General features: G+C 52.7%; 20 protein-coding genes. All 20 read left to right on the forward strand.

Annotated elements, in window-relative coordinates:
- Positions 1-433: 433 nt before the first annotated feature.
- On the forward strand, positions 434-3,316 hold the full coding sequence (locus BM200_RS26890) for a S8 family peptidase (protein ID WP_091189951.1): 2,883 nt from the start codon (positions 434-436) through the stop codon (positions 3,314-3,316).
- A 42-nt stretch (positions 3,317-3,358) separates the two neighbouring features.
- A complete protein-coding gene (locus BM200_RS26895; RefSeq protein WP_091189953.1) occupies positions 3,359-3,622 on the forward strand; it encodes a DUF1146 domain-containing protein in 264 nt (87 codons plus the stop codon).
- A gap of 314 nt (positions 3,623-3,936) precedes the next feature.
- Positions 3,937-5,307: a UDP-N-acetylglucosamine 1-carboxyvinyltransferase gene (gene murA / locus BM200_RS26900; protein WP_091189954.1), complete on the forward strand. Its 1,371-nt coding sequence runs from the start codon at positions 3,937-3,939 to the stop codon at positions 5,305-5,307.
- A gap of 178 nt (positions 5,308-5,485) precedes the next feature.
- Positions 5,486-7,198, forward strand: a complete 1,713-nt coding sequence (locus BM200_RS30690) for an efflux RND transporter periplasmic adaptor subunit (protein ID WP_281248444.1) — start codon at positions 5,486-5,488, stop codon at positions 7,196-7,198.
- Positions 7,195-7,950, forward strand: a complete 756-nt coding sequence (locus tag BM200_RS26910; protein WP_091189957.1) for an ABC transporter ATP-binding protein — start codon at positions 7,195-7,197, stop codon at positions 7,948-7,950. Before BM200_RS30690 ends, BM200_RS26910 begins: the two co-directional genes overlap by 4 nt.
- Positions 7,892-9,082 (forward strand): ABC transporter permease, encoded by a 1,191-nt coding sequence (locus BM200_RS26915; protein WP_091189958.1) that lies wholly within the window; start codon positions 7,892-7,894, stop codon positions 9,080-9,082. The genes BM200_RS26910 and BM200_RS26915 overlap by 59 nt, the downstream gene beginning before the upstream one ends.
- A gap of 137 nt (positions 9,083-9,219) precedes the next feature.
- Positions 9,220-10,368 carry a stage II sporulation protein D gene (gene spoIID, locus BM200_RS26920; protein WP_091189960.1) on the forward strand — a complete coding sequence of 383 codons (1,149 nt, stop codon included), beginning with the start codon at positions 9,220-9,222 and terminating at the stop codon, positions 10,366-10,368.
- 80 nt (positions 10,369-10,448) lie between these two features.
- Complete coding sequence (locus tag BM200_RS26925; RefSeq protein WP_091189962.1) at positions 10,449-11,198, forward strand: M23 family metallopeptidase; 750 nt, start codon at positions 10,449-10,451, stop codon at positions 11,196-11,198.
- 156 nt (positions 11,199-11,354) lie between these two features.
- Complete coding sequence (gene spoIIID / locus BM200_RS26930) at positions 11,355-11,642, forward strand: sporulation transcriptional regulator SpoIIID (RefSeq protein WP_042170162.1); 288 nt, start codon at positions 11,355-11,357, stop codon at positions 11,640-11,642.
- Positions 11,643-11,780: 138 nt separating this feature from the next.
- Positions 11,781-12,782, forward strand: coding sequence for a rod shape-determining protein MreB (gene mreB / locus BM200_RS26935; protein ID WP_091189963.1), 1,002 nt, complete (start codon positions 11,781-11,783; stop codon positions 12,780-12,782).
- 165 nt (positions 12,783-12,947) lie between these two features.
- A complete protein-coding gene (locus tag BM200_RS26940) occupies positions 12,948-13,814 on the forward strand; it encodes a flagellar hook-basal body protein (RefSeq protein ID WP_091189964.1) in 867 nt (288 codons plus the stop codon).
- A 40-nt stretch (positions 13,815-13,854) separates the two neighbouring features.
- A complete protein-coding gene (locus BM200_RS26945; RefSeq protein WP_091189966.1) occupies positions 13,855-14,682 on the forward strand; it encodes a flagellar hook-basal body protein in 828 nt (275 codons plus the stop codon).
- 13 nt (positions 14,683-14,695) lie between these two features.
- Positions 14,696-14,992, forward strand: coding sequence for a DNA-directed RNA polymerase subunit beta (locus tag BM200_RS30535; RefSeq protein WP_245773164.1), 297 nt, complete (start codon positions 14,696-14,698; stop codon positions 14,990-14,992).
- Between the two features lie 200 nt (positions 14,993-15,192).
- A complete protein-coding gene (locus BM200_RS26955; RefSeq protein ID WP_091189967.1) occupies positions 15,193-15,735 on the forward strand; it encodes a CDP-alcohol phosphatidyltransferase family protein in 543 nt (180 codons plus the stop codon).
- A gap of 161 nt (positions 15,736-15,896) precedes the next feature.
- Positions 15,897-16,328, forward strand: a complete 432-nt coding sequence (fabZ, locus tag BM200_RS26960) for a 3-hydroxyacyl-ACP dehydratase FabZ (protein WP_091189969.1) — start codon at positions 15,897-15,899, stop codon at positions 16,326-16,328.
- 63 nt (positions 16,329-16,391) lie between these two features.
- Positions 16,392-18,104 carry a phospho-sugar mutase gene (locus BM200_RS26965; protein ID WP_091189971.1) on the forward strand — a complete coding sequence of 571 codons (1,713 nt, stop codon included), beginning with the start codon at positions 16,392-16,394 and terminating at the stop codon, positions 18,102-18,104.
- Between the two features lie 69 nt (positions 18,105-18,173).
- Positions 18,174-20,276: a DUF5693 family protein gene (locus tag BM200_RS26970; RefSeq protein ID WP_091189973.1), complete on the forward strand. Its 2,103-nt coding sequence runs from the start codon at positions 18,174-18,176 to the stop codon at positions 20,274-20,276.
- On the forward strand, positions 20,240-21,394 hold the full coding sequence (gene csaB / locus BM200_RS26975) for a polysaccharide pyruvyl transferase CsaB (protein ID WP_091189974.1): 1,155 nt from the start codon (positions 20,240-20,242) through the stop codon (positions 21,392-21,394). Before BM200_RS26970 ends, csaB begins: the two co-directional genes overlap by 37 nt.
- A gap of 7 nt (positions 21,395-21,401) precedes the next feature.
- A complete protein-coding gene (locus BM200_RS26980; RefSeq protein ID WP_091189976.1) occupies positions 21,402-22,163 on the forward strand; it encodes a WecB/TagA/CpsF family glycosyltransferase in 762 nt (253 codons plus the stop codon).
- 105 nt (positions 22,164-22,268) lie between these two features.
- Entirely contained in the window at positions 22,269-23,405 is a 1,137-nt protein-coding gene (locus BM200_RS26985; protein ID WP_091189977.1) for a glycosyltransferase family 4 protein, read from the forward strand.
- Positions 23,406-23,469 lie beyond the last annotated feature (64 nt).

Consider the following 23,469-nt stretch of genomic DNA (forward strand, 5'->3'; position numbering starts at 1 on the left):
ATAGGGACCTTAAGATATGAAAAACTAGCTAGTTAGTGAGGGGTTAAGGTCCTTAAGGGACCTTAAGTAGGGTGGTTGAGGTGGGAATGAGGCGGAAATGCGGGGGAGCGACCTGGTTAAGGTCCCTTAGGAACCTTAAGAGAGAAAAAGCAGCTATTCTGAGAGGAGTTAAGGTCCTTAAGGGACCTTAAACAGAGGTTGAGTGGAGCGGGAATATAGATGGTTGGTGAGTTTTTGTCGATGGTGGATTGCTATGAAAAAGGGTGGTTTTGCAGGCAATTATCTTTTGCTAGAGACAGGAGAACGGGGTGCAGAAATCGAATGATAATAGGAGATAAAGAGAGACTCGTAGATAGTCCAATAGAGAAACGTGTGGCAAGAGCATACGTATAATTTGAGACGGAGACAAATATACCGATAAAGGCAGAATTAGATGAGAAAAGATGCTCTTGGCAGCCTGTTGAAAAGAACCATCCCCGCGGTTCTCCTCGCGGGGATTCTCGCCAGCGGGGCGGTTGTCCCCGCCCCGGCAGGCATGGCCCCGACACGGGCCGCTGCGGCGAGCATAGCCGCCGCCAGCGCCCCCGCCGGGGCAGACGAGGAGCCGCAAAGCTGGCTCCTCAAATGGCGCGAACCCGCGCAGGCGCATGAGCTGCGCGGGACGCGTGTGCTCCGCCGCCAGAGCGAGGCGGCGGAGATCTGGCTCGTCCAGCCCGCTGACCGCGGGGCGGACGCCAGCGCATGGCTAGCCCGGCTGCAGAGCGAGCCGGGCGTTGAATATGTGCACCCGAATGAGCGGGTGCACATCCTCGCATCCGCCGCCGCTGCGCCTTATGCGGCGGATGATCCCGAGCTCGCCAAGCAGTCCTACTTGAAGCAGATTGGCGCGCTGGAAGCCTGGAAGACGGTGCGGAAGCAGACCAATCTGACGATCGCGATCGTGGATACCGGGATTGATCTTGACCATCCGGATCTGAAGCGCAATCTTGTACCCGGCACCAACTTCGTCGCGCCGAATAAGCCGCCAGAAGATGATAACGGCCATGGCACAAGCGTGGCCGGCGTTATCGCCGCTGCGGGCAATAACCGCCTTGGCGTAAGCGGCATCCTCTGGGAAGCCAAGCTGATGCCGATCAAAGCGCTTGATTCTCTAGGGGATGGAACAGAACGTGACTTGGGAGAGGCGATCCTGTACGCCGTCCGACATGGCGCCCGTATCGTTGTGTTGTCGGTTGGTCTTAACCGGTATTCGCCCTATATGCTGGACATCGTCAATTACGCCGAAAGCAAGGGCGTCCTGCTCATCGCCGCTGCAGGGAACGACGGAGTGATACAAGGGAATAAAGCGGCTGTCAAATATCCGGCTGCCTACCCGACTGTGCTTGGTGTTGGCGGAGTGAAGACGGATAACACGCCGGATCCCCGCTCGAATCCCGGCCCGGAGGTTGACCTTGCAGCGCCATGGCATGTGTATACAACCGCAATGGGAGGACGATACAAGCAGGAGGAAGGGACGTCCATGGCGGCCCCTCAGGTTGCGGCTGCGGCTGCGCTAGTCTTGGCCCGTTATCCGGCGCTTGAAACTTATCAGGTCCGGGAGCTGCTTCGCCAGACGGCCAAAGATATCGGACCTTCTGGTCTAGATGCCAAATCGGGTTACGGCCTGCTTCAGGTGAACAAAGCCGTTACGATGACGGCGAAGTCCGACCGATTCGAGCCAAACGGCTCCCGTACAAGCGCCAAAGGCCTTCCGTCGGGCAAGCAGATCACTGCACTCTTAGCAGGAGGCAGCGATATGGACTGGTATACTTATGATGCTCCTTATAACGGGACCATAACGCTTGACTTCGAAGAGCTGATCCCTGAGGGCAGTGCGACACCTCCTGTCCGTTTAGCGCATTATTCTGGTGATAAGCTGCAGGCTGCAGCAGAGACCAAGCTCGGAAGCCGTGTGGTTGAGTTTAAGGTGAAAAAGGGCAAGCAAGCCTTCCTTATTCAATACATGAATTCGGAGACGGATCAGAAGCTGCCTTATCTGATGACGGCGACTTTCAATATGGCGCCCGACAGCTATGAGCAAAATGACAAGTCGTATGAGGCTTACACGCTTCAACCGCGGAGTCAGAGCATTACCGGCTCTTTTCACCAGCTTGCGGACCGGGATTGGTATGCCGTGACATTCACGCAGGGCGGAACGCTAAGCCTTCGTGTGACAACGGATACGGTACGGATTGATTCGGAGCTTGCTGTCCAGCAGGCCGGGCAGACGTTAATGTCATACGATGAGGAGCGGGAGGGCGAGCCCGAGCAGTCTCCGGTACTAACGGTTTCGCCGGGCAAATACTATATCCGTATCCATAATGCGATATCGACGGAGGCTAGTCCTACAGTGGGTGCCTATACGCTGAAGATGGACTACGTTCCGAAATATGTGGATCCCAACGAACCAAACGATAAATATTATGAAGCGCTGATGACGACCTCCGGCACCGAATATGTTGGAGTGATCGGAAGCGCAAGTGATGTAGACTGGTTCCAAATCCGGCTCTCTCAAGCCAGCGTGGTGGACATGAATTTGTTTAACGTTCCGTCAGGCAAAAAGATGAAGCTGGAAGCATACGATAAGAAGCAGAAGCTGGTCTTTGCCCAATCGACCGGGAGCAGCGGGACACTTCAAGCTGCAAATAAAGTTCTGCAGCCGGGTGTGTACTACATAAAGCTTACGGCGAACGCCGCTTTTGACAAACAGTATTACCGTTTCAAGATGAAAGCCGATCCGCTTGTCGCAGGCTTCCGCGATATCAGCAGACACTGGGCGCGGGATGCTATTGCGGAGATGAGCAGGCTGGATATTGTGAGCGGCACCGGTCCTTATACCTTTGAGCCGGAGCGGCCGATTACCCGTGCGGAAGCGGTAGCGATGACGGTCAAAGCGTATAAGCCGATAATTGCCGGCATGCCGACCACTGTCCGGTTCAAGGATCTGGATGGTGATCATTGGGCTTATGGCGCTATCTCGAAAGCGGTGCAGAAGGGGTGGATCAGAGGATTCCCGGATGGAACCTTCCATCCGGAGCAGCCGGTGACAAGAGCGGAGATGGCGCTTATGATTGGTTATGCCGATCAGGTGCAGCCTGTACCGCCGATTGGAAATCCGTTCAAGGATGTAGGGCGTACCCACTGGGCCGCTCCGATGTTGAATGCGCTCAAGCTGAAGGGGGTTATCAGCGGCACGGGAGACCAGGCCTACAAACCTGGGAAAAAAGCCGGCCGCGCAGAGTTTACGACGATTTTATATCGGGTATATAGACAATAACCATCGCTCAGGCATATGGATGTAGAAGGGAAAGTAAGACAGATGGGTATCGATCAGATGGTGAACGACGCACAAAATGTGGCCGGCACCACGGCGTTGTTTTCAATTGTAGTTAATTTGTTCAGCATAGTGTTTGTTTGGTATATCCTGCAGGAGATAAAGCTGGATGTATTCTTTAAATTTCCGCGCAGTCCGAAGGCCAGGATGTTCCAGGTTGTACTCGCCATTGTCATCGGCCATGGCTTCGCCAGTTTTATTCTGGATTATTGGAACTGGACGAAGTACCTGCAGTATTTTGTCGAATAACAAACCTCAAAAAAGACAACAATGGATACTACAGGACGGTATGAAAATGACACGAGACTACGAACAACTATATATAAAGCCCCGGATTGGAACTGGAACGCTGCCCGTAAGGCAACATTCGGACAGTTCTTTCGGCTCGGTTTAGCGGTTTATTTAGTGCTTTATGACGATCTTTCTGGTAATAATTTACCGCTTGTCGATTTGTGTAAATGAATGATAAGATGAAGGTTGGATAAAGCATGAATTTGTCATTTTCTTATACAAAAAATGGAACTAAAGCTCGGAGAAAATCAGTTCGCGGAGGGAACTATAAGATGACCAAAATTATCGTCCGCGGAGGCCAGCGTCTATCGGGAACGGTCCGTGTCAGCGGTGCAAAAAATGCAGTTCTTCCCATATTGGCAGCCTCGTTATTAGCGGCGGAAGGAGACAGCGTCATCTGTGACGTTCCCCTCCTCGACGATGTAATGACCATTCAGAAAGTATTGGCTTCGTTAGGCGCAAAAATTACTTACAACAATGAAACCATGCAGATATCTGCGGGGATGATTTCCTCCTTTGAGGCTCCTTACGAGTTTGTCCGCAAGATGCGTGCTTCTTTCCTTGTTATGGGACCGCTTCTGGCCAGAATCGGCAAGGTCCGGATTTCGCTGCCGGGCGGGTGCGCGATTGGTACAAGACCAATTGATCAGCATCTGAAGGGCTTTGAGGCAATGGGAGCGGAGATTACGCTTGGACACGGCTTCATTGAAGCAAGTACAAAGTCGCGTCTTAAAGGTGCGAAGATCTATCTGGATGTAGCTAGCGTCGGGGCAACGGAAAATATTATGATGGCCGCCGCTTTGGCGGAAGGCACAACAACGATCGAGAACGCTGCAAAAGAGCCGGAAATCGTTGATTTGGCCAACTATTTGAATGCAATGGGTGCCAAGGTGCGCGGCGCAGGTACGGGCGAGATCCGTATCGAAGGCGTTCTGCGTATGCACGGCGTGAACCATAACGTGATTCCGGACCGTGTGGAAGCAGGCACGTATATGATTGCTGCAGCGATCACGGGTGGAGACGTATTTGTGGAAAATGCGATTGGGGATCATTTGACACCGGTTATTTCGAAGCTGCAGGAAATGGGCGTTGAAGTAACGGAATCAGACAACGGCATTCGTGTCCGTGCCCCTAAAGCGCTGAGGTCGGTAGATGTGAAGACATTGCCGCACCCGGGCTTCCCGACCGATATGCAGTCCCAGATGATGGCGCTGCTTCTCGTATCGGAAGGAACCTCGGTTGTAACGGAGACGGTATTCGAGAACCGCTTCATGCATGTCGAAGAGTTCCAGAAGATGAATGCGCAGATTAAGGTCGAGGGCCGTTCCGCATTCGTAACCGGCAGTGTACCGCTCGTTGGTGCCAAAGTATGCGCAACCGATCTTCGCGCAGGCGCCGCGCTGATCTGCGCAGGACTTCGTGCAGACGGCGAGACGGAAGTATCCGGCATATACCACGTAGACCGCGGTTATGTCGATATTACTGGCAAGCTTGCCGCACTAGGTGCAGATATCAGACGGGTTGAGCCGGAAGCTCCGGTTGCCGCTGTAGCCGCTGCTCCTGCACCTGCTGCTGAGCTTGAGCCGGTTGGCAGCTTCAAGCGCGAAGCCGCAGTCTTGAAAGTACAGCCTACCTGGGCGTAACTTATAAGTTTGGCGATAAAGCTGTTTCCTTGCAGAGGAAGCAGCTTTTTTTGTGCATGTGTTCACTTTCACTTGCCGTTTCTCGTGCAGCGGCCCCCGTAGGCTTGTTCATGCTGTGTTCATTTTCCCATGATATATTCGTCGGTAGATATGACCGATGGAGGGTGGAGTACAGTCAATGAAGAAGTGGACATTATGGCTAGGTATCATCATTATTCTTGCTGCCGCCGGCGGGGGCGCGTATTACTACTATTTCATGCGCGATGAGAAGGCGACCGCCGAGACGCCTCTTGCTGTTACGGCCAAAGCGATAAAAGGCGACATTAAGACCTCGATAAGCGGGACAGGCTCGGTAGAGGCGAATTCCAGAGAGACGGTAACCGCGGGGAAAAGCGGCACCATTGCAGCCTTATTCTTCAAAGAAGGAGACAAGGTGAAGAAAGGGCAAGTGCTTGCTACTTTCGAGGATAACGATAATTATGATGATCAGATCGAGACAATCAACAAAAATATCACAAAAGCAAAAGAGCAGATCGCTGACAAGCAAGAGGAATACAAAGAAGCGATAGGCACCGAGAATGAAGAGCAAACGACGAAATCAATCAAGAATGAGATCGATGATCTTGAGTCCAGCATCGATGACTATAATGACCAGCTCCAGGACATTTACGAGGATCAGGCGAAAGAAGTGAAGCAGGTTATCGCTACTATTGATGGTGAAGTAACGACTAGTGATGTAAGTGTTGGCGATGAGGTTCAATCCAATACAACCATCGCGGAGATAGTAGACTACACTCATCTTGAGTTTGTAACCGGCATCGATGAGCTGGATATTCCTAATGTGAAGCTGAAACAGACGGCGCAAATTACGCTTAGCGCAATTACGGACCGGACGATTGAAGCAACGGTATCCGAGATTGCGAAGGAAGGCACATCTTCCAACGGCTCAGCGTCTTACAGCGTAAGCTTGCTGCTCAATGATATTGATGGCGTTTTGGTTGGCATGTCCGGACAGGCAGATATTACAACGGAACAAAGTACGGGTGCTGTGCTGGTGCCGGTTAATGCCGTAGTGGAGTTTGGCGGCAAGTCGTATGTCCGTGTTCCGGGTGCGGGTACAGGTACAGGAACCGGCACAACATCTGGCGGTCAACGTAGCCAAGGCACGCAAGGTACACAAGACGCAAATGGAAATGAAGCGGCTGCTGCCGGCGGCTGGCAAGGCGGCGGCGGAGGCCGATTCCAGGGAGGAGCAGGCGGTACGGAAGCAGCTGCGGCTGGAGGCCGAGGCGGAGTCGGCGGCGGAACAATAGCGGCAGCTGGCCAAGGTGCCGGACGCAACGTCGCGGCTGCAGACAGCAGCAATCAAGGCGGAACGGCTTCGGGAGGAACCACACCGGGAGGAACCCCATCGGGTGACGTTGGTAATGGTGGAGCAACGGGTACTGCTCCAAGCGGAACAGGCCAGGGCGGAGCAACCGGATCAGGCCAAGGTGCTGTGCCGGGTGGAGCACAAGGCGGAAATGCCCAGGGCGGTAATGCAGCCGGCGGTCAAGGCGGAAGAGGCGGCATGGGCGCTCAGATGAGGGAGAGCCTTACACTTGGCGGCCAGCTTAAAGAAGTAACGGTTGGTATCAGCAACGAAACTTATGTTGAGATTAAAACGGGTCTCGCAGAAGGGGACTCGGTTCTGATTCCTGTAGCAACCGGTGCGCAAGGAATGGGCTCCTCGTCAACTGAGCAGCAGCAAACACAGCAATTCGGCGGCTTTGGAGGAGGCGGCTTCGGAGGTAACTTCCCTGCTGGCGGCGGCTTCGGAGGCGGTGCCGGGGGCGGCAATGTAAGAACCAGCACAACAACGCGTGCGGCCGGCGGCGGTGGTACACGATGACCGGGCAGTCCGCGTTAATTGAAATGAATGATATCGTCAAATATTACAAGATGGCCGGGGAGAAAATGACGGTCCTGCACAACGTATCGCTGACGGTCAACCATGGTGATTTTCTGGCCATCGTTGGCCCTTCCGGATCCGGCAAATCCACACTGATGAATATTATCGGGTGTCTGGATGTGCCCAATGAAGGCAGCTATAAGCTGGACGGCATGGAGATTCGCGGGCAAAGCGATAACAGGCTGACGGAGATGCGGAATAAGAAGATCGGCTTTATTTTCCAAGGCTATCATCTGCTTCCGAGATTGACTGCCCTTGAAAATTGCGAGCTTCCGCTTATTTATCGCGGGTTGTCGGCGAAAGAGCGCCGAGCGCGCGCTATGGAGGCACTTGAACGTGTCGGGCTTGGGGAGAGAGTGGGACATCGCCAGAATGAACTGTCGGGCGGTCAGCAGCAGCGTGTCGCGATCGCGCGGGCACTCGCGACGAATCCTCCGCTCTTGCTGGCGGATGAACCGACCGGAGCACTTGATTCCAAGACCGGCATGGAAGTGCTTGGCATGATGGAGGAGCTGAACCGCGCGGGACAGACGATTGTGCTGATTACGCATGATATGGAAGTTGCCCAGCGTGCAAGCCGCTCGGTTATCATCCGAGATGGGGTGCTTTCTGAGCAGAAAAGGAGGGACGGCCATGAAGATTACGCAGGGCCTCATAATGGCGGTCAAGAGCGTCTTATCGAACAAGCTTAGAACCATCCTTTCGATGCTCGGCATTCTGATTGGAGTTGCGACCGTTATTGCGCTTGTTGCGATGGGCAAAGCGTCATCCAATGAAGTGGCCGGCCAGGTCTCTACGCTTGGCAGTCCGGATTCCCTCTCGGTTACGATAACGGGCCGGGGAACGGTTACCTCCTTGTCGGTTGATGAAGCCTTGAAGCTGGGCGAGCTTAGTAATGTGATTGGCGTAGCTCCGATTACGAGCACAAACGGCTACGCCAAATACGGCCGGACACAAGTATCCGTCACTGTCGAGGGCATTACGCCCGAATATGAGGAAGTGAAAGATTTCAGCGTTCAGGATGGACGCTATATCGCGGCCCCGGACATTAACAACAAGACCAAGGCGGCGCTGATAGGTACGCAGACGGCGCAGGACTTATTCGAGGATGAGAGAGTGGATCCGGAGGATGCGGTTGGCCGCAAGATTACGATAAACGGTTATATTTTTACCATTGTAGGCTTGTTGGAATCCAAAGGGGATTCCCTGACGGGATCGAACGATGAGAAAATCCTGATTCCGATCTCGACTGCGCAGAAAATTTTCCAGGTCAGCGGCGTTACCACCATTAATATGAAGGTGACGGACACCAAGCTTATGGGTTCGGTCGTCAGCAGCGTGGAAGCAGAGCTATATGAGAAGTTCCGCGGCAACGAGAATGCGTATCGCGTATTGAATCAGGAAGAAGCGATGAAGACGCTCAATTCCGTGAATGAAACGATGAACCGACAGCTGATCTATGTAGCGGCAATCTCGCTTATTGTCGGCGGGATCGGGATTATGAATATCATGCTTGTCTCTGTAACGGAGCGTACCCGCGAGATTGGTATACGTAAATCGCTAGGAGCGAAGAAGAGAGACATCCTGTTCCAGTTTCTCGTAGAGGCAGTGGTGATCAGCGGACTAGGCGGCATGCTCGGCATTATTATAGGTAATATTGCCTCTTATATCATAGGCGAGGTTATGAAAACCCCAACCGAGGTGCCAATGAATACGATGCTGCTTTCCTTTGGCTTCTCTGCCTTTGTTGGCGTTGTATTCGGCTATCTGCCTGCGAATAAAGCGGCAAGCCTGCGTCCGGTAGATGCCTTGCGTCATGACTAGTACAATGGAATATGCGCCCAGCTTTAACTAGAGCCGCGGGTTCTATCCTATTATTTAGCCTCATAGAATAAATCCATCAAGGCGGGCTTTAAGAGAGTCCACTCTCTTAAAGCAGCTTACAGATGGAAAGGAGAACTATGAGATACGTAATAGGCAGACCGAAGCGGGCGATCAGGCGGCCCGGCAGCAGGTGGTTTACCGCTGTATGCTGGACAGCCTTCGGAATTGGAATTGTAATGAGCATTTCCGTAATGCTGGCGGCCTCGGCCTATCGCAATGCCGGGACTGACAATACCGATCCGTTCCAAGGGGAAAGCGGCGGCGTAACGTCTACGAATAAGGCGTCTGCCGGCGGGATCGGGCAGGCGCCTTTGCCGTCGAAGGCCGAGAAGCCCGCGGCAGCAGCGGGCAGCAAGGAAGAGCAAACGTATATCAATGTTTATTTGACGAAGGAAAAGCGTACGGAGCGGGTAACTCTCGAGACTTATGTCCGAGGCGTGGTCGCAGGAGAGATGCCTGCCGATTTCGAGCTGGAGGCGTTAAAGGCTCAGGCGATCGCTGCCCGTACTTATATAGTGAGAAGGCTCGAGCTCGATGACCACAGCGGCATGCCGGCAACGGCCGCAGCCTCTCAGGCGGATGTCACGGATACGATTAGTCATCAGATCTATATTTCGCTTGATCAGTTAAAGAAGCTTTGGCCAAAGGACGAGCAAGAGGCAAAGCTGGCCAAGCTCAATAAAGCGGTGAGCGAGACTCGCGGCAAGGTTATCACCTATGGCGGAGAGCCGATTCAGGCCGTGTTTTTTTCTACCAGCAACGGTTATACGGAAAATTCGGAGCAGTATTTTCAAGAGGAGCTTCCCTATCTGCGCAGTGTGGCGAGTCCTTGGGATAAGCGGATCTCCCCTCGTTATCAGGAGACGGTAAAGCTGAAACTCTCTGATTTTTATGCGAGACTGGGGCTTGGCACGAAAAAGAAGCCGGTCATTCGGGTATTGGACAAGACAGCGGGCAACCGGATCGCCGATATTATGATAGACGGCAAGACCTATACGGGCCGGGAAGTAAGAGAGAAGCTAGGGCTTGCCTCCTCTCAATTCTTGTGGAAGCTGGACGGCGATTCGATAGCGATCACGACCTTTGGCTACGGGCATGGCGTCGGCATGAGCCAGTGGGGCGCCAATGGCATGGCAGAGCAAGGCAAAAGCGCAGAGCAGATTGTGACCTACTATTATACCGATACGAAAGTGGAGCAAGCTTCGAAGCTTGCGGCGAAAACATAAAATCAATTCTCAAAAAATAGTATACGCCTCACGTATAAAGCTAGATGATCTGGCAACAATGGCTAGTGAGGTGATATCAAATGAATGAAAACCAAAACAAACCTAAGCAAGAATCTCCTAAAAACGTACTAGGAGAAGTATCTGCCGCTAAGTCTAGCAACGGCTTTAAAAGACTGTTGTCGAGGAAATGGGTAACCCCGGCAGCGTTCATGGTAGCGGCAGCAATTATCGTAGCCTTAATGTGGATCTATCAGGGTTCGGACGACACCAAAGAAACTTCAGCTACGACTTCCGAACAAACGGAGACCGCAGTAGGCAATGAAGCTGTGAAGCCGGATGACCAAGCGCTTGAAGAAAGCAGAAAAGGCGAAATGCTGGAATGGCCTGTAGCAAGCAAAGATGCTCTGGATGAAGTGCTTCCTTACTATGATGCTAACGCAACAGTTGAGGAGAATGCGAAGGCGGTTGTTCAAACGAACGACAATACCTTTGTAGCTCACACAGGCGTAGACCTTGCGGATCCAAGCGACCAGCCTTTTGATGTACTGGCTGCCCTCTCGGGTAAAGTAACCCGCGTGGAGAAACATCCAACCAACGGTAACGTAGTGGAGATCAGCCACGGCAACGGTCTGGTGACCGTATACCAAAGCCTTAGCGACATTCAAGTTGCTGTTGGCGACGATGTAAAACAAGGAACCAAAATCGCTGTAGCCGGCCGTAACGACCTCGAGAGTGATCTCGGAGTCCACCTTCACTTCAGTGTGAAAGAAGACGGCAAGTCGGTTAACCCGGCTTCCCTCGTAGGCAAATCGCTTAGCGAAGAAAAATAGGACGAAAGTCTCACAGGCAGGGGTGGAAACCCCTGCCTGTTTCGTTTTTTTATGAAAATTTTAGGCCAAACACGTCTTAGAGGCTTGACCACAAAGAATATATACCCGGACCTCTCATATACTGTACCAAACTATCTCGAGTAGGGAGGCGGGAACGTGCATGATTACATCAAAGAACGAACCATTAAAATAGGTCGTTGTATCGTGGAAACCAAACATACGGTGCGTACGATCGCTAAAGAGTTCGGCGTTTCCAAGAGTACGGTTCACAAGGATTTAACCGAACGGTTGCCGGAAATTAATCCTGACCTGGCAGACCAGGTGAAGCACATTCTCGAGTACCACAAATCCATCCGTCACTTGAGGGGCGGAGAAGCAACAAAGATTAAATACAAGAAGACGAGCACAAAGAAGCGGGAAGTTCTCGCAGCCGGCAAATCATAAACATTTTTCGAGTTTTTCCGCACATAAGCAAGAGGAATTTAGTGGTTTTTGGCGAATAATGTATATCAATATGTCCTATGTCATGGGAACTATTTATGGACGGGATGTTTATATTATTCGTTGGAGGAACAAAGCCGTATGTTAAGCAAGGATATCGGAATCGATTTGGGTACAGCCAATGTATCCATTCATGTAAAAGGGAAGGGCGTTGTTCTTGACGAGCCTTCGGTAGTCGCAATTGAAAGCGATTCGAAACGGGTGCTTGCCGTAGGCGAAGAAGCGCATCGCATGGTCGGGCGGACGCCTGGCAACATTGTTGCCATACGTCCGCTTCGCGATGGAGTTATTGCCGATTTCGAGATCACGGAAATAATGCTTAAGGCTTTTATTGATCGCGTTGAAGGCCGCAAATGGTTCAGCCGTCCGCGTATCCTGATCTGCGCACCTACCAACATTACGTCGGTAGAGCAGAAAGCGATTCGCGAAGCGGCTGAACGCAGCGGCGCGAAGGAAGTTTTTCTGGAGGACGAGCCGAAGGCTGCCGCAATAGGGGCAGGGATGGATATCTTCCAGCCTAGCGGCAACATGGTCGTGGATATCGGCGGAGGTACAACAGATGTGGCCGTTCTGTCGATGGGCGATGTCGTAACCTCATCTTCGATTAAAGTCGCGGGAGACAAGTTCGACGCGGCGATTATGAAATACATCAAGGATAAATACCGTCTTCTGATCGGCGAGCGGACAAGCGAGGAGATCAAGATCAAGATCGGTACGGTGTATGCCGATGGACGCCATGACGAGATTGATATTCGTGGCCGCGATATGGTGTCGGGTCTGCCGCTTACTCTTACAATCCGTTCTGAAGAAGTTCGCGAAGCGCTTTGGGATCCGGTGATGTCCATTGTTGCAGCTGCTAAGATGGTGCTCGAGCGGACACCGCCTGAACTGTCTTCCGATATTATCGACCGGGGCGTTATTCTGACTGGCGGCGGGGCGCTGCTGGACGGGCTGGATGCTCTGCTTGCGGACGAGCTGAAGGTGCCTGTGCTCATTGCGGAGGATCCGATGCACTGCGTCGTGAAAGGGACAGGCATTCTGCTTGATAACCTGGACAAGCTCGGCAAAAAAAGCCGGGCTTAATCTTATGCGGGTAGGGCGCCTGGGGGGCGCGCCGAGGCATAAATGAGTCAAAGGTCACAGAGGCTATCTATTACGGCGGTTGCCTGCGAAGCCGATATTATAATAAGAAGAGATACGATTTTCGAGAACACGGCTTCGTAAGCGGACCGGCCGAGGAGGCGCCACATGTTAAGAGGTCTTTATACAGCTGCGGCAGGCATCACTGCGCAGCAGCGCAGACATGATACGATAACGAATAACATTACAAATATTAATACGCCGGGCTATAAGCAGACGTATGCGGTTACCCGTTCTTTTCCGGAGATGCTGCTGTCGCTAACTGGCGTGGACGAGAAGCAAGAGAAGCAGATCGGCAGGATCAGCACGGGCGTATTTGCGGAGGAAAGCCTAGCGATCCATCTGCAGGGCGATTTGATGCAGACGGGCAAATCATCTGATTTTGCTCTTGTCTCCAATATTGACGTGCCTGGGATGGCCTTTGATGCCTCCGGCAAATACGTTTCGCCTGACGGCGAGGTGACGTTCCAGCCTCAGGCGTTCTTTACGATGCAGGATGAGAGCGGCGAGATCCGCTATACACGCGGAGGTTCCTTTACTTTGACATCGGATGGCTTCCTTGTATCTGGTGACGGTTCGAATGTGCTCGGGACAGACGGTAATCCGATTCAATTCCCGCAGGGGGTAAGCCTGGACGGCCTCACTCTGACGGCGGACCAGCGTTTTGTTGATGCGAATACCGGAGCGGACACGGGAAAACAGCTTTTGCTTACAAGGATTGATAATCCGAATGAGCTGGCCCGCGAGGGAGACGGCAAGTTTCGGTTAGTCGGCAATGCGGAAGATACCCGGCCGGTTGCGGCAGGCGAACGTGTCGAGGTGCGCCAAGGCTATGTAGAACGTTCCAATGTGGATGCCGCGCAATCATCGGTAGACCTGATGGCCGCGCTGCGCGCTTATGAAGCGAATCAGAAGGTTATTCAATTCTATGATGAAAGCTTGGACAAAGCGGTTAACCAGGTAGGCCGTGTATAAGGCTTCGGTTAATGCTCTACTTTTAGGAGGACTCGCCTAGATGAACAGCTCGATGATTAATGCCAGCGTATCGATGAACGCGCTTCAGCAGAAATTGGACATGATGGCTGATAATATTGCGAATGTGAATACGGTAGGCTATAAACGTAAGGAAGCAACCTTCGAGGATCTGCTGAACAATACAAGGAAGCAGCCGGATGCCTTCAATCAGCCCGGAAGAATGACTTCCTTGAACTTCAATCAAGGCTGGGGCTCCAGACTGGCGATGATCCAGCCGAATCTGCAGCAGGGCACCATTAAGACAACGGACAAGGATACCGATCTTGCCATTGAGGGCAATGCTCTTTTTGAGGTTATCGTAGACGCTGCCGGGGACCGTGCCTACACACGCAACGGGGCGCTGCAGTTGACGGTTGCGGCAAACGGTGATACGATTTTGGCAACACCGGAAGGTTACCCGGTTATAGCGAATACGCCAGCAGGCGAAGGCCCGCTTGTCGTGCCAAACGGCTATAAGCTACGGGTGAATCCGGACGGCACCGCGCAAGGGGTAGCGACTGACGGCAGCACGATTGAGCTTGGCTCGATCAAGCTGGTTCAGGCAACTCGTCCCGCAGCGCTAACGCTTGTAGCCGACAACTTATATCAAATAGCCGACGGCATTAACGTAGCAGATGTGCTGCAGAACGTTACGCCAAACGGCGATAATGGCATTGCGCTTCGTCAGGGCTCCCTGGAGCAGTCCAACGTTAATCTGGGCGATGAGATGACGGAGTTGATTAATGTGCAGCGCGCTTACCAGCTGGCATCAAGAGCTTTAACGTCCAGCGATACAATGATGGGGTTAGCCAACAGTCTGCGCAAATAGATAGGGTGAGAGTATGACGGATGAACGGGCGGTTCTATCGCGGAGCGCGCCGAAAAATCAGGAGAAACCGCCAGTTGAGGAAGCAGGCAAAGCCACGAGCGGCGGGGAATCCGGGAAGCAGCAGCGTTCCAAGGGCGCGCGAATGACATTTTGGATTTTGCGCAAAAGTATTGTACCGGTCATTATGGTTATCATGCTGCTCGCCGGTTTGTATGTGGGATATGCGGTTGTAGGCAAGCAACCAGGCAGCGAAGTGTTTGAATGGTCGACCTGGCAGCACATGTACGATCTGGTTTTCTCCGATACCTAGAACATGAATATTTATTAATGAAGGGCTGTTTCCGGAAGTCATTGTGTTAAAGTGACTGGGGAGCAGCTTTTTTTGCATCAAATATAAGGATGTATAGGAAGGGACAGCCGTCAGGTGCTGTTTTCATTTTCATATGGTAGTTGTATAATGATTGGGAACCTTGGTGGAAGAAACGGATAAAGGTAGAGGGGCGTGCGCGTTTGAATCTGCCGAATTTTTTGACGTCGCTGCGTTTTGCGATGATCCCCGTCTATGTCGCGATATTCGCGCAGGGACATATGATTTATGCCTTTCTGGTTGTCGTGGCAGCAGGCCTCACAGATATACTCGACGGATATATTGCCCGGCGCACGGGGCAGGTAACGGCAGTCGGCCAAATGCTCGATCCGCTCGCTGACAAGCTGATGTTCATTTCCGTTATATTATCGCTTCTACTGGCCGGTCACATCTCATGGGCTGCCGCAGCAGCGATCTTTTTGCGCGATTTGGGAATGATAGCCGGAGGCATGATTTTTCACTTTAAAGGAAAAAAGACCGTGCCGGCGAATTGGATGGGCAAGCTGACGACTGTGCTGTTCTATTTCGGCATCATGTTTGTTTTTCTTGAAACACCGTTTGCAGCCATGTACTTGTGGGCTGTAATTGCCTTCTCATTCGTGACGGCGATCGTGTATATCATTTTGCTCCAGGCGCTGAACAAGCCGGGTTCCGGACAGAAACCCACGATTGGGCCGGAGCAATAGGGAACAGGCACACAAAGAGGCTTGGCCCGTGGATTATCGTCATCCGCCAGCCAAGCCCCCTTATCTTAACCTTCACAACCTGCAGTTTGATGAAGGATAGTATTAGTTTCAGTAAAGTGAACCGATTTTATACCTGCTAACATCGAAAGGAGCGAAAATTCATGCTCGATATCAATCAAATCCAAGAAATTATCCCGCATCGCCCGCCGTTTCTGCTCGTTGACCGCATTACCGAGGTGGAACCTGGCGTCCGTGCAGTGGGCATCAAAAACGTTACGATGAACGAACCCTATTTTGTAGGACACTTCCCGGGGTATCCGGTTATGCCTGGCGTTCTTATCGTTGAGGCGCTCGCACAGGTGGGTTCCGTTGCGATGCTGATGGTTGAAGCAAACCGCGGCAAGCTTGGCTTCTTTGCCGGCATCGACGGCTTCCGTTTCCGCGGCCAGGTGAAACCGGGCGATACGCTGACGCTGGAAGTGGAAATTACGCGCCTCAAAGGGCCAATCGGCAAAGGGAAAGCAACAGCCAAAGTGGACGGCCAAGTGGTGGCGGAAGGCGAGCTTATGTTTGCCTTGTCCGAAAGAACTTAATCCGGTTTTAATAATTCCATGTAACAATAGAGAAATAACCAAAAAATAAAGGAGTGAAGCTGCTTGAATCAAAATGAAAAAGCAATCGAACGTTACCAGGCTTGGTTGAATGACTCGCTGATCGATGAAGCTACAAAGGAAGAGCTCCGCGGCATTGAAGGACAAGAGAAGGAAATTACGGACCGCTTCTACCGCGATCTTGAATTTGGGACAGGCGGTCTTCGCGGCGTTATGGGCGCAGGCACGAACCGTCTTAATGCATATACAGTAGGCAAAGCTACGCAAGGACTCGCGAACTGGCTTTTATCCCGCGCGGAGGGCCAGCCGTCGGCTGTTATTGCCCACGACTCGCGTAACTATTCGCCTGAGTTTGCGCTTGATTCTGCCCTGGTGCTTGCGGCAAACGGCGTCAAAACATATCTGTTCCCGTCGCTTCGTCCGACACCGCAGCTGTCCTATGCGGTACGCGCGCTTGGCTGCGCTACGGGCATTGTTATTACAGCCAGCCACAATCCACCGGAATATAACGGCTATAAGGCATACGGCTCTGACGGCTGCCAGCTCATTCCGGAAGATGCAGAGCAGGTTATTGCTTCAATCGGCCAAGTGACAAGCTTTGGTCAAGTGAAAAGAATCAGCCGTGAGGAAGCGGAAGCGCAAGGCCTTCTCGTATGGCTTGGAGCTGATGCAGACGAGCAGTATACGGATACCGTTGTTGCACAAAGCCTGAATAAGGAGCTGCTGCAAAGCGGGTTGGGCGAGAAATTCAAAGTTGTCTTTACTCCGCTTCATGGTTCCGGCAACCTGCCTGTCCGGGAAGTGCTGCGCAAAGCAGGCTTCAGCAATGTTCATATTGTAGCCGAGCAGGAGGCGCCTGACGGTTATTTCAGCACGGTCAAATCGCCGAATCCGGAAGAGCGTGAAGCTTTTACCCTTGCCATCAAGCTTGCGCAAGAGATTGATGCTGACATTATCATGGGTACGGATCCTGATGCTGACCGCATGGGTGCCGTGGTGAAGAACAATAACGGCGAATATGTCGTCCTGACGGGCAACCAGTCAGGCGCGTTGATGATTGAATATGTGCTTAGTCAACTGAAGGAACGCGGGCAGCTGCCGGCAAACGGCGTCGTGATCAAGACGATCGTTACCAGCGAGATGGGTGCGGATATCGCCCGTTCTTACGGTGCAGCCGTTGAGAATACGTTGACAGGCTTCAAATATATTGGTGAGAAAATGACGGCTTACGAGCAAACAGGCGAGCATACTTTCCTGTTTGGCTATGAAGAAAGCTACGGCTATTTGACCGGCGATTATGCCCGCGATAAAGATGCCGTTGTCGCTTCGTTATTGATTTGCGAAGCAGCGGCATACTATAGCAGTCAAGGAAAAACCTTGTACGACGTTCTGCTTGAGCTGTATGCGAAGCATGGGTTCTATCTGGAGGGCCTGGAGTCGCGGACGCTGAAGGGGCTTGACGGCGTGCAGCAGATTGCCGGCATTATGAACGACTGGCGCAATAACCCGCCTGCGCAGATCAATGGCGTGAAGGTTGAACGCGTGCTTGATTACCTCGGCGGACTGGATGGACTGCGTCCGGAAAATGTACTGAAATATATGCTCGCAGACGGATCGTGGTTTTGTCTTCGTCCTTCCGGTACGGAGCCTAAAATCAAAGTCTATTTTGCCGTTCGCGGACAATCGACGGAGCATGCGGCTGAAGTGTTGGCTGGGCTGCGCGGGGCCGTAATGGAGCGGGTTGACAGCAAGGCATAATCTAATCCGCCCGGCTCGGATCACATTAGATTAGGATCACATTCGTAAAGAGTTGAACGGAGGATTATTGTGCTTCAACGTTGGCAGCAATGGAACCGCAAAGCGATACTCTGGCTGTGGGTAATTGCAATTATTGGCGCAATCGCCGCACTGCCCATCGGGATGAATCGAATGGACATGGAAGCCTCCTCGAAGTCCGTGGAGTATGTATTCGATTATCGCGACTTGGTAGAGATCTCGGACTATCAGGCACGCCCGCAGCAGTATATCGATGAGCAGCTGAACAAAATGAAAGCCGTCGGCATTACAACGATGTCGCTGTACGAGAGCTCCATGAAGGAGCTCTCCCAGTCCGGCCGCTTGAAATATTATAATTCGAAGGATATCGCACTGCTCCAAAACAAGCTGGAGCCTGTAGGGCAGAACTTCTCCTACGTTCTCTTCAGCGGCCCGCAGGAGGAAGAGCAGATCGGTCCAATCGTCCGTGAAGCGATGGATCGTGCAGGCGCGGTCTACCGTCCCTGGTCTTTTGACGGACGTAATGGCCTTGTTATTGAATTGCCTCTGCAGGAAGTGCTGCTGCAGCCGATGGATTTCGATCCGATGACCTTGCAGTCCCTGCATGACAAAGGATTTCATATTCTGGCTCGATTCTCTGACCGCGTACTGCCTTATGATGAGGCAGCTACAGATGCGCAGCTTGCTCGTCTGAAGGAGGTTGGCGTTACTCGCGTATTGTTTGACGGTGCAACGGTGAAGGGCTACAAGGATCAATTCGAGCTTCGAAGCCTGAATTCGTTCGCAGAGCTGCTCAACAAGTATGGCATGGGGATCGCTACGATTGAGAATTTGAAAAAACCTCAGTCCGGCATAAATAAATTAGCATTTATTACAAACTATAATATTGTACGCCTCTATTCGCTGTCGGCTGAAGATGCTATCGGCAAGTCGCCGGAAGTATTAACCGACCGCTTCCTGCTTGCTGCGAAGGACCGCAACATCCGGATGTTCTTCATGAATGCTGGCGTGCAGACAAGCACGGAGAAATCGGCAGTTGTAAGCGGACTGGACAACTTGTATATCACAATGAAGGGCAAAGACGGCCTGGTTCAGAAACTGACAGATGCCGGCTTCTCTCCAAATTTGGCTCAGCCGTTTGATGTGAAGCATCCTTCTTATGCGAAGCCGCTTAAGATGGTCGTGGCGGCAGGCGCCGTTGCTCTGATTGCCCTTCTTATTAATGTCTTTATCCCGGGCACGCTCATTGCGCTGTTCCTGATCGGATTGATTGGGGCGGCCGGTCTGTTCCAGATCAACAGCGCGCTCGCCGAGCAGGCGCTGGCGCTTGGAGCAGGCATTAGCGCTCCTACGCTTGCCCTGGTCTGGGTCATGAACCGCGTATATGCGCGAACCGAAGGCAGCCTCCGCACAGTAGGCGGGACCGCCTGGAATGGACGAGCTGGTACGGCGGAAGAAGGTAAATGGATATTTGAAGGTCTGACGGTGGGACGCCGTCTTGGCCTTGCAATCACCTGGTTCGTCGTTACCGCGCTTATCTCGCTGATGGCCGTGCCTTTTGTTTTCGGCCTTCTGAACAATATTACGTACAGCATGGTCCTGCAGCAGTTCCGCGGCGTGAGCCTGCTTCATTTGGCGCCAATCGGCTTAACCGCAATCTACGTGCTGCTCTACACCGGCCATTCGCCTGTACGCCGTCTGCGTAAGGTAGCGAATATGCCGATTACGGTATTTATGGTCATCGCGTTTGTCGTTATTGCGGTGGTAGGCATGTACTACCTGTCGCGTACCGGCAATGAGGGCTCTGCTTCATCCCTGGAACTGACGTTCCGTAACTGGCTGGAGCAAACGTTTGGCGTTCGTCCGCGGAGCAAGGAATTCCTCTTGTCCCATCCGCTGTTATTAATTGGATTGTTCCTGGCGCTTCGTTACCGCGTAGCTTGGGTATTCATTATCGTTGGTTCGATCGGGCAGCTGTCGATGGTTGATACGTTCGCTCATATTCATACGCCGCTGTATATCTCGATTATCCGCGTATTCCTTGGCCTTGGCCTCGGCGCGATCATCGGTTTGATCCTGATTGGCGTGTGGCAAGTGCTGGAAGGGGTATGGCGTAAATGGTCACCGGGACTGATAAGAAAAATTACCGAATAGTGATCTCCGGCTATTACGGCTTTCGCAACAGCGGTGATGAAGCGGTGCTTCGGTCGATCTTGCTCGCATTAGCCGAGCAAGGCGAAGCCGCCGGCATTCACATCCAGCCGGTCGTGCTGTCAGCCGACCCGGACTGGACAAGCCGCATGTACGGCGTGGAGGCCGTCCGGAGGATGCATCCGAAGGACCTGCTGAACGCGCTCCGTACGAGCGACGGGCTGATCAGCGGCGGCGGAAGCCTGCTGCAGGATGCCACAAGCTCGAAGACGATTCCGTATTACACCGGAATCATCAAGCTTGCCCAATGGCTTGGCAAGCCGACGTTTATTTATTCGCAAGGGATCGGGCCGGTAACCCGGCGCTGGATGGATCCGCTCATCCGCTCGAGCATGCGGAAGAGCGCGTATGTGTCGGTGCGGGACGCCGAATCCGCTGAGCTGCTTAAGCGGATTGGCGTGCCGCACAGCCGGATCGAGGTTGTACCCGATCCGGTAATGGGGCTGCCGCTGCCGGCTGGCGCGGCAGCGGGGCGGGCGCAAGCCGCCGATGATGCGGCGGCTGTGCCCGTGCTGGGCGTGTCCTTGCGGCATTGGCGCAAGGACGGCGCCGATCTTGGCCGCGCGGCAGACGCGCTGGCCGAGCTTGCCAGCCGCCGCCCGGTGCGGCTGCGGTTCCTTCCGTTCCATACGCCGGACGATGCTGAAGCATCGAAGCTGGTCATGGAACGGCTCAGCGGCAGGCTGGCCGAAGGAAGCTCGGCCGAGCTGGCCGCCCCTGGCGATGACCCCCAGCAAATGCTGCTGGAGGTAAGCCGCTGCGACGCGCTGCTGGGCATGCGCCTGCACGCGCTCATCTACGCAGCGAACCAGATGGTTCCGATGCTTGGCTTATCGTACGATCCGAAGATCGACCAGTTCCTTCACCGGCTTGGTCTTGCGGCGGTCGGTACGACCGAGCAGCTCGATCCGGGCGCATTTGCGGACAGCGCAGAGCAATTGCTGGACGACATAAGCGGCTGGAAAGAGAAGCATCGCGAAGCGATCGAACGATTAAGGCAACAATCGCAGCAACCGGCGCAACAAATCGCGCAGTTATTGCGTCATACCATATCGAGGTGATTTTCACTTGTCGAAACAAGTCCCAACGGTGCCGATTTACGGAATTCCATTCTCTAAGATGAGCATGGACGAGACGGTCAACTACCTAACAGAAGCAATTGAACAGAAGCGCCAGACGCATGTCATTACGGCTAATCCGATTATGGTAATGTCGGCGGTTGAGAGCCAGGATTACTACAAGATGATGAGAAAAGCCGAGCTTATCGTACCTGACGGTGCGGGAGTCGTATGGGCAGCCAATTATGTTGGCACGCCGGTGACAGAACGCGTAACGGGCTTTGACCTGTTGCATCGTCTTATGCAAGAGGGCGAAAAACGGAAATGGACAGCTTATTTGCTCGGCACTTCGCAGGAAGTGATTGAAGCAGCGGCCGAAAAGCTGCAGCTGCAATATCCGCAGGTTCGCATCGTAGGCTATCGCGACGGATATTTTGGCGCCGATCAGGACGCCGAGGTAGTCGAAGCGATTCGGCAGGCAGCACCGGATTTACTGTTTGTGGCACGAGGCGCGGAAACGCAGGAGCCTTGGATTGCCAAATATAAGAAGCAACTTGGAGTCCCGTTTATTATGGGAGTTGGAGGAAGTTTCGATATTGTTGCAGGCAAGCTCAAAAGAGCGCCAATCCTGTTCCAGAAGCTGCGTTTGGAGTGGTTTTACCGGTTATTACAGGAGCCGAAAAGGCTGCCAAGAATGTTGGTATTGCCGAAATTCGTCGTGAAAGTGGTTCGCGATAAAGAAAACGTCAAGAAACCACGCTCTACTACGTAATAACCTCCCAAAACCGTTGAAAACAAGTGAAAACGGGATTTGGAGTTTCTTCTTCTGTCGGAGTATAATTCACTTCGGTAGAAAGAAAAAGGGGAGCTGCACAATATGCCAGCAGGCTTACTGTACACACTAGGATTTATCATATCTTTAATAATAGCTTTGGTTATGACACCGCTTGTTAAAAAATTCGCTTTCAAGGTTGGAGCGATCGATAAACCGAATCACCGTAAAGTACATACGCGGATTATGCCTCGTATGGGTGGTCTCGGGATCTATCTTGCTTTTGCAATTGGATTTCTCATTCTTATGCCGTTTATTCCGGACGGGTTGCTGAACCATGAAGGAACGAATCTGATCCGCGCCGTTCTTGTTGGCGGTACGATCATTATCCTTATTGGTGCCTTCGACGACCGCTTCGAGCTGTCGGCTAAGGTGAAGCTCGTTGCCCAAATCGCTGCGGCTTGCGTAGTCGTATTCGGTTTTGGTATCAAGATCGACCTGCTGAACGTACCGTTTGGCGCGACGATGCAGCCGATTGAAGCATGGGTATCCATCCCGCTTACGATTTTCTGGATTGTGGGCGTTACGAACGCGATCAACCTGATCGATGGTCTAGATGGGCTGGCAGGCGGCGTATCCGCTATTGCGATTGGCACCATTCTCGTGATGGCGATCATCATGGGCAATGTACCGATTATCCTGCTTAGCGTTCTGCTGCTTGGCGGTATTGTTGGATTCTTGTACTTCAACTTCCACCCGGCCAAAATCTTTATGGGAGACTCGGGCTCCTTGTTCCTGGGCTTCTGCCTGGCGATGCTCTCGATGACGAGCTTCAAGCAGATTACGATCGTATCTTTCGTAACTCCGCTGCTTATCATCGGCGTACCGTTGTCCGACACGTTCTTCGCGATTATCCGTCGCCTCGTGAACAAGCGCCCGATCTTTGCGCCGGACAAAGGACATCTGCATCACTGCTTGCAAGAGCTTGGCTTCAGCCACCGCAAGACGGTTCTTATCATTTGGAGTGTGGCTGCGGTGTTCGGCGGCTTTGCGATCCTGCAATCAACGGTTGTCCAATCTTCCGCGGCAAACTGGATTACGTTTATCGTGATCTGTCTGGTAATCTTCAGCCTTCAGATTGGTGCGGAGCTGATCGGTATCGTAGACAAGTCGCGTCGTCCGCTCATTAACTTCTTGAACCGCGTGCTTCGCTCGAAGGTCGATGCAAGAAGCTCGAAATAATAGGCTATTATCTTATATAGGTTAGACCAAAGGGTTGTCCGATGAGGACAACCCTTTTTCTGTT

It is taken from the genome of Paenibacillus catalpae (assembly GCF_900112695.1).
Taxonomy (GTDB): Bacteria; Bacillota; Bacilli; order Paenibacillales; family Paenibacillaceae; genus Pristimantibacillus; species Pristimantibacillus catalpae.

Bases quoted from the DNA above. Each gene is read 5' to 3' on its own strand.
- BM200_RS26890 (WP_091189951.1), top strand. From the start codon at position 434: ATGAGAAAAGATGCTCTTGGCAGCCTGTTGAAAAGAACCATCCCCGCG.
- BM200_RS26895 (WP_091189953.1), top strand. From the start codon at position 3,359: ATGGGTATCGATCAGATGGTGAACGACGCACAAAATGTGGCCGGCACC.
- murA (WP_091189954.1), top strand. From the start codon at position 3,937: ATGACCAAAATTATCGTCCGCGGAGGCCAGCGTCTATCGGGAACGGTC.
- BM200_RS30690 (WP_281248444.1), top strand. From the start codon at position 5,486: ATGAAGAAGTGGACATTATGGCTAGGTATCATCATTATTCTTGCTGCC.
- BM200_RS26910 (WP_091189957.1), top strand. From the start codon at position 7,195: ATGACCGGGCAGTCCGCGTTAATTGAAATGAATGATATCGTCAAATAT.
- BM200_RS26915 (WP_091189958.1), top strand. From the start codon at position 7,892: ATGAAGATTACGCAGGGCCTCATAATGGCGGTCAAGAGCGTCTTATCG.
- spoIID (WP_091189960.1), top strand. From the start codon at position 9,220: ATGAGATACGTAATAGGCAGACCGAAGCGGGCGATCAGGCGGCCCGGC.
- BM200_RS26925 (WP_091189962.1), top strand. From the start codon at position 10,449: ATGAATGAAAACCAAAACAAACCTAAGCAAGAATCTCCTAAAAACGTA.
- mreB (WP_091189963.1), top strand. From the start codon at position 11,781: ATGTTAAGCAAGGATATCGGAATCGATTTGGGTACAGCCAATGTATCC.
- BM200_RS26940 (WP_091189964.1), top strand. From the start codon at position 12,948: ATGTTAAGAGGTCTTTATACAGCTGCGGCAGGCATCACTGCGCAGCAG.
- BM200_RS26945 (WP_091189966.1), top strand. From the start codon at position 13,855: ATGAACAGCTCGATGATTAATGCCAGCGTATCGATGAACGCGCTTCAG.
- BM200_RS30535 (WP_245773164.1), top strand. From the start codon at position 14,696: ATGACGGATGAACGGGCGGTTCTATCGCGGAGCGCGCCGAAAAATCAG.
- fabZ (WP_091189969.1), top strand. From the start codon at position 15,897: ATGCTCGATATCAATCAAATCCAAGAAATTATCCCGCATCGCCCGCCG.
- csaB (WP_091189974.1), top strand. From the start codon at position 20,240: ATGGTCACCGGGACTGATAAGAAAAATTACCGAATAGTGATCTCCGGC.
- BM200_RS26985 (WP_091189977.1), top strand. From the start codon at position 22,269: ATGCCAGCAGGCTTACTGTACACACTAGGATTTATCATATCTTTAATA.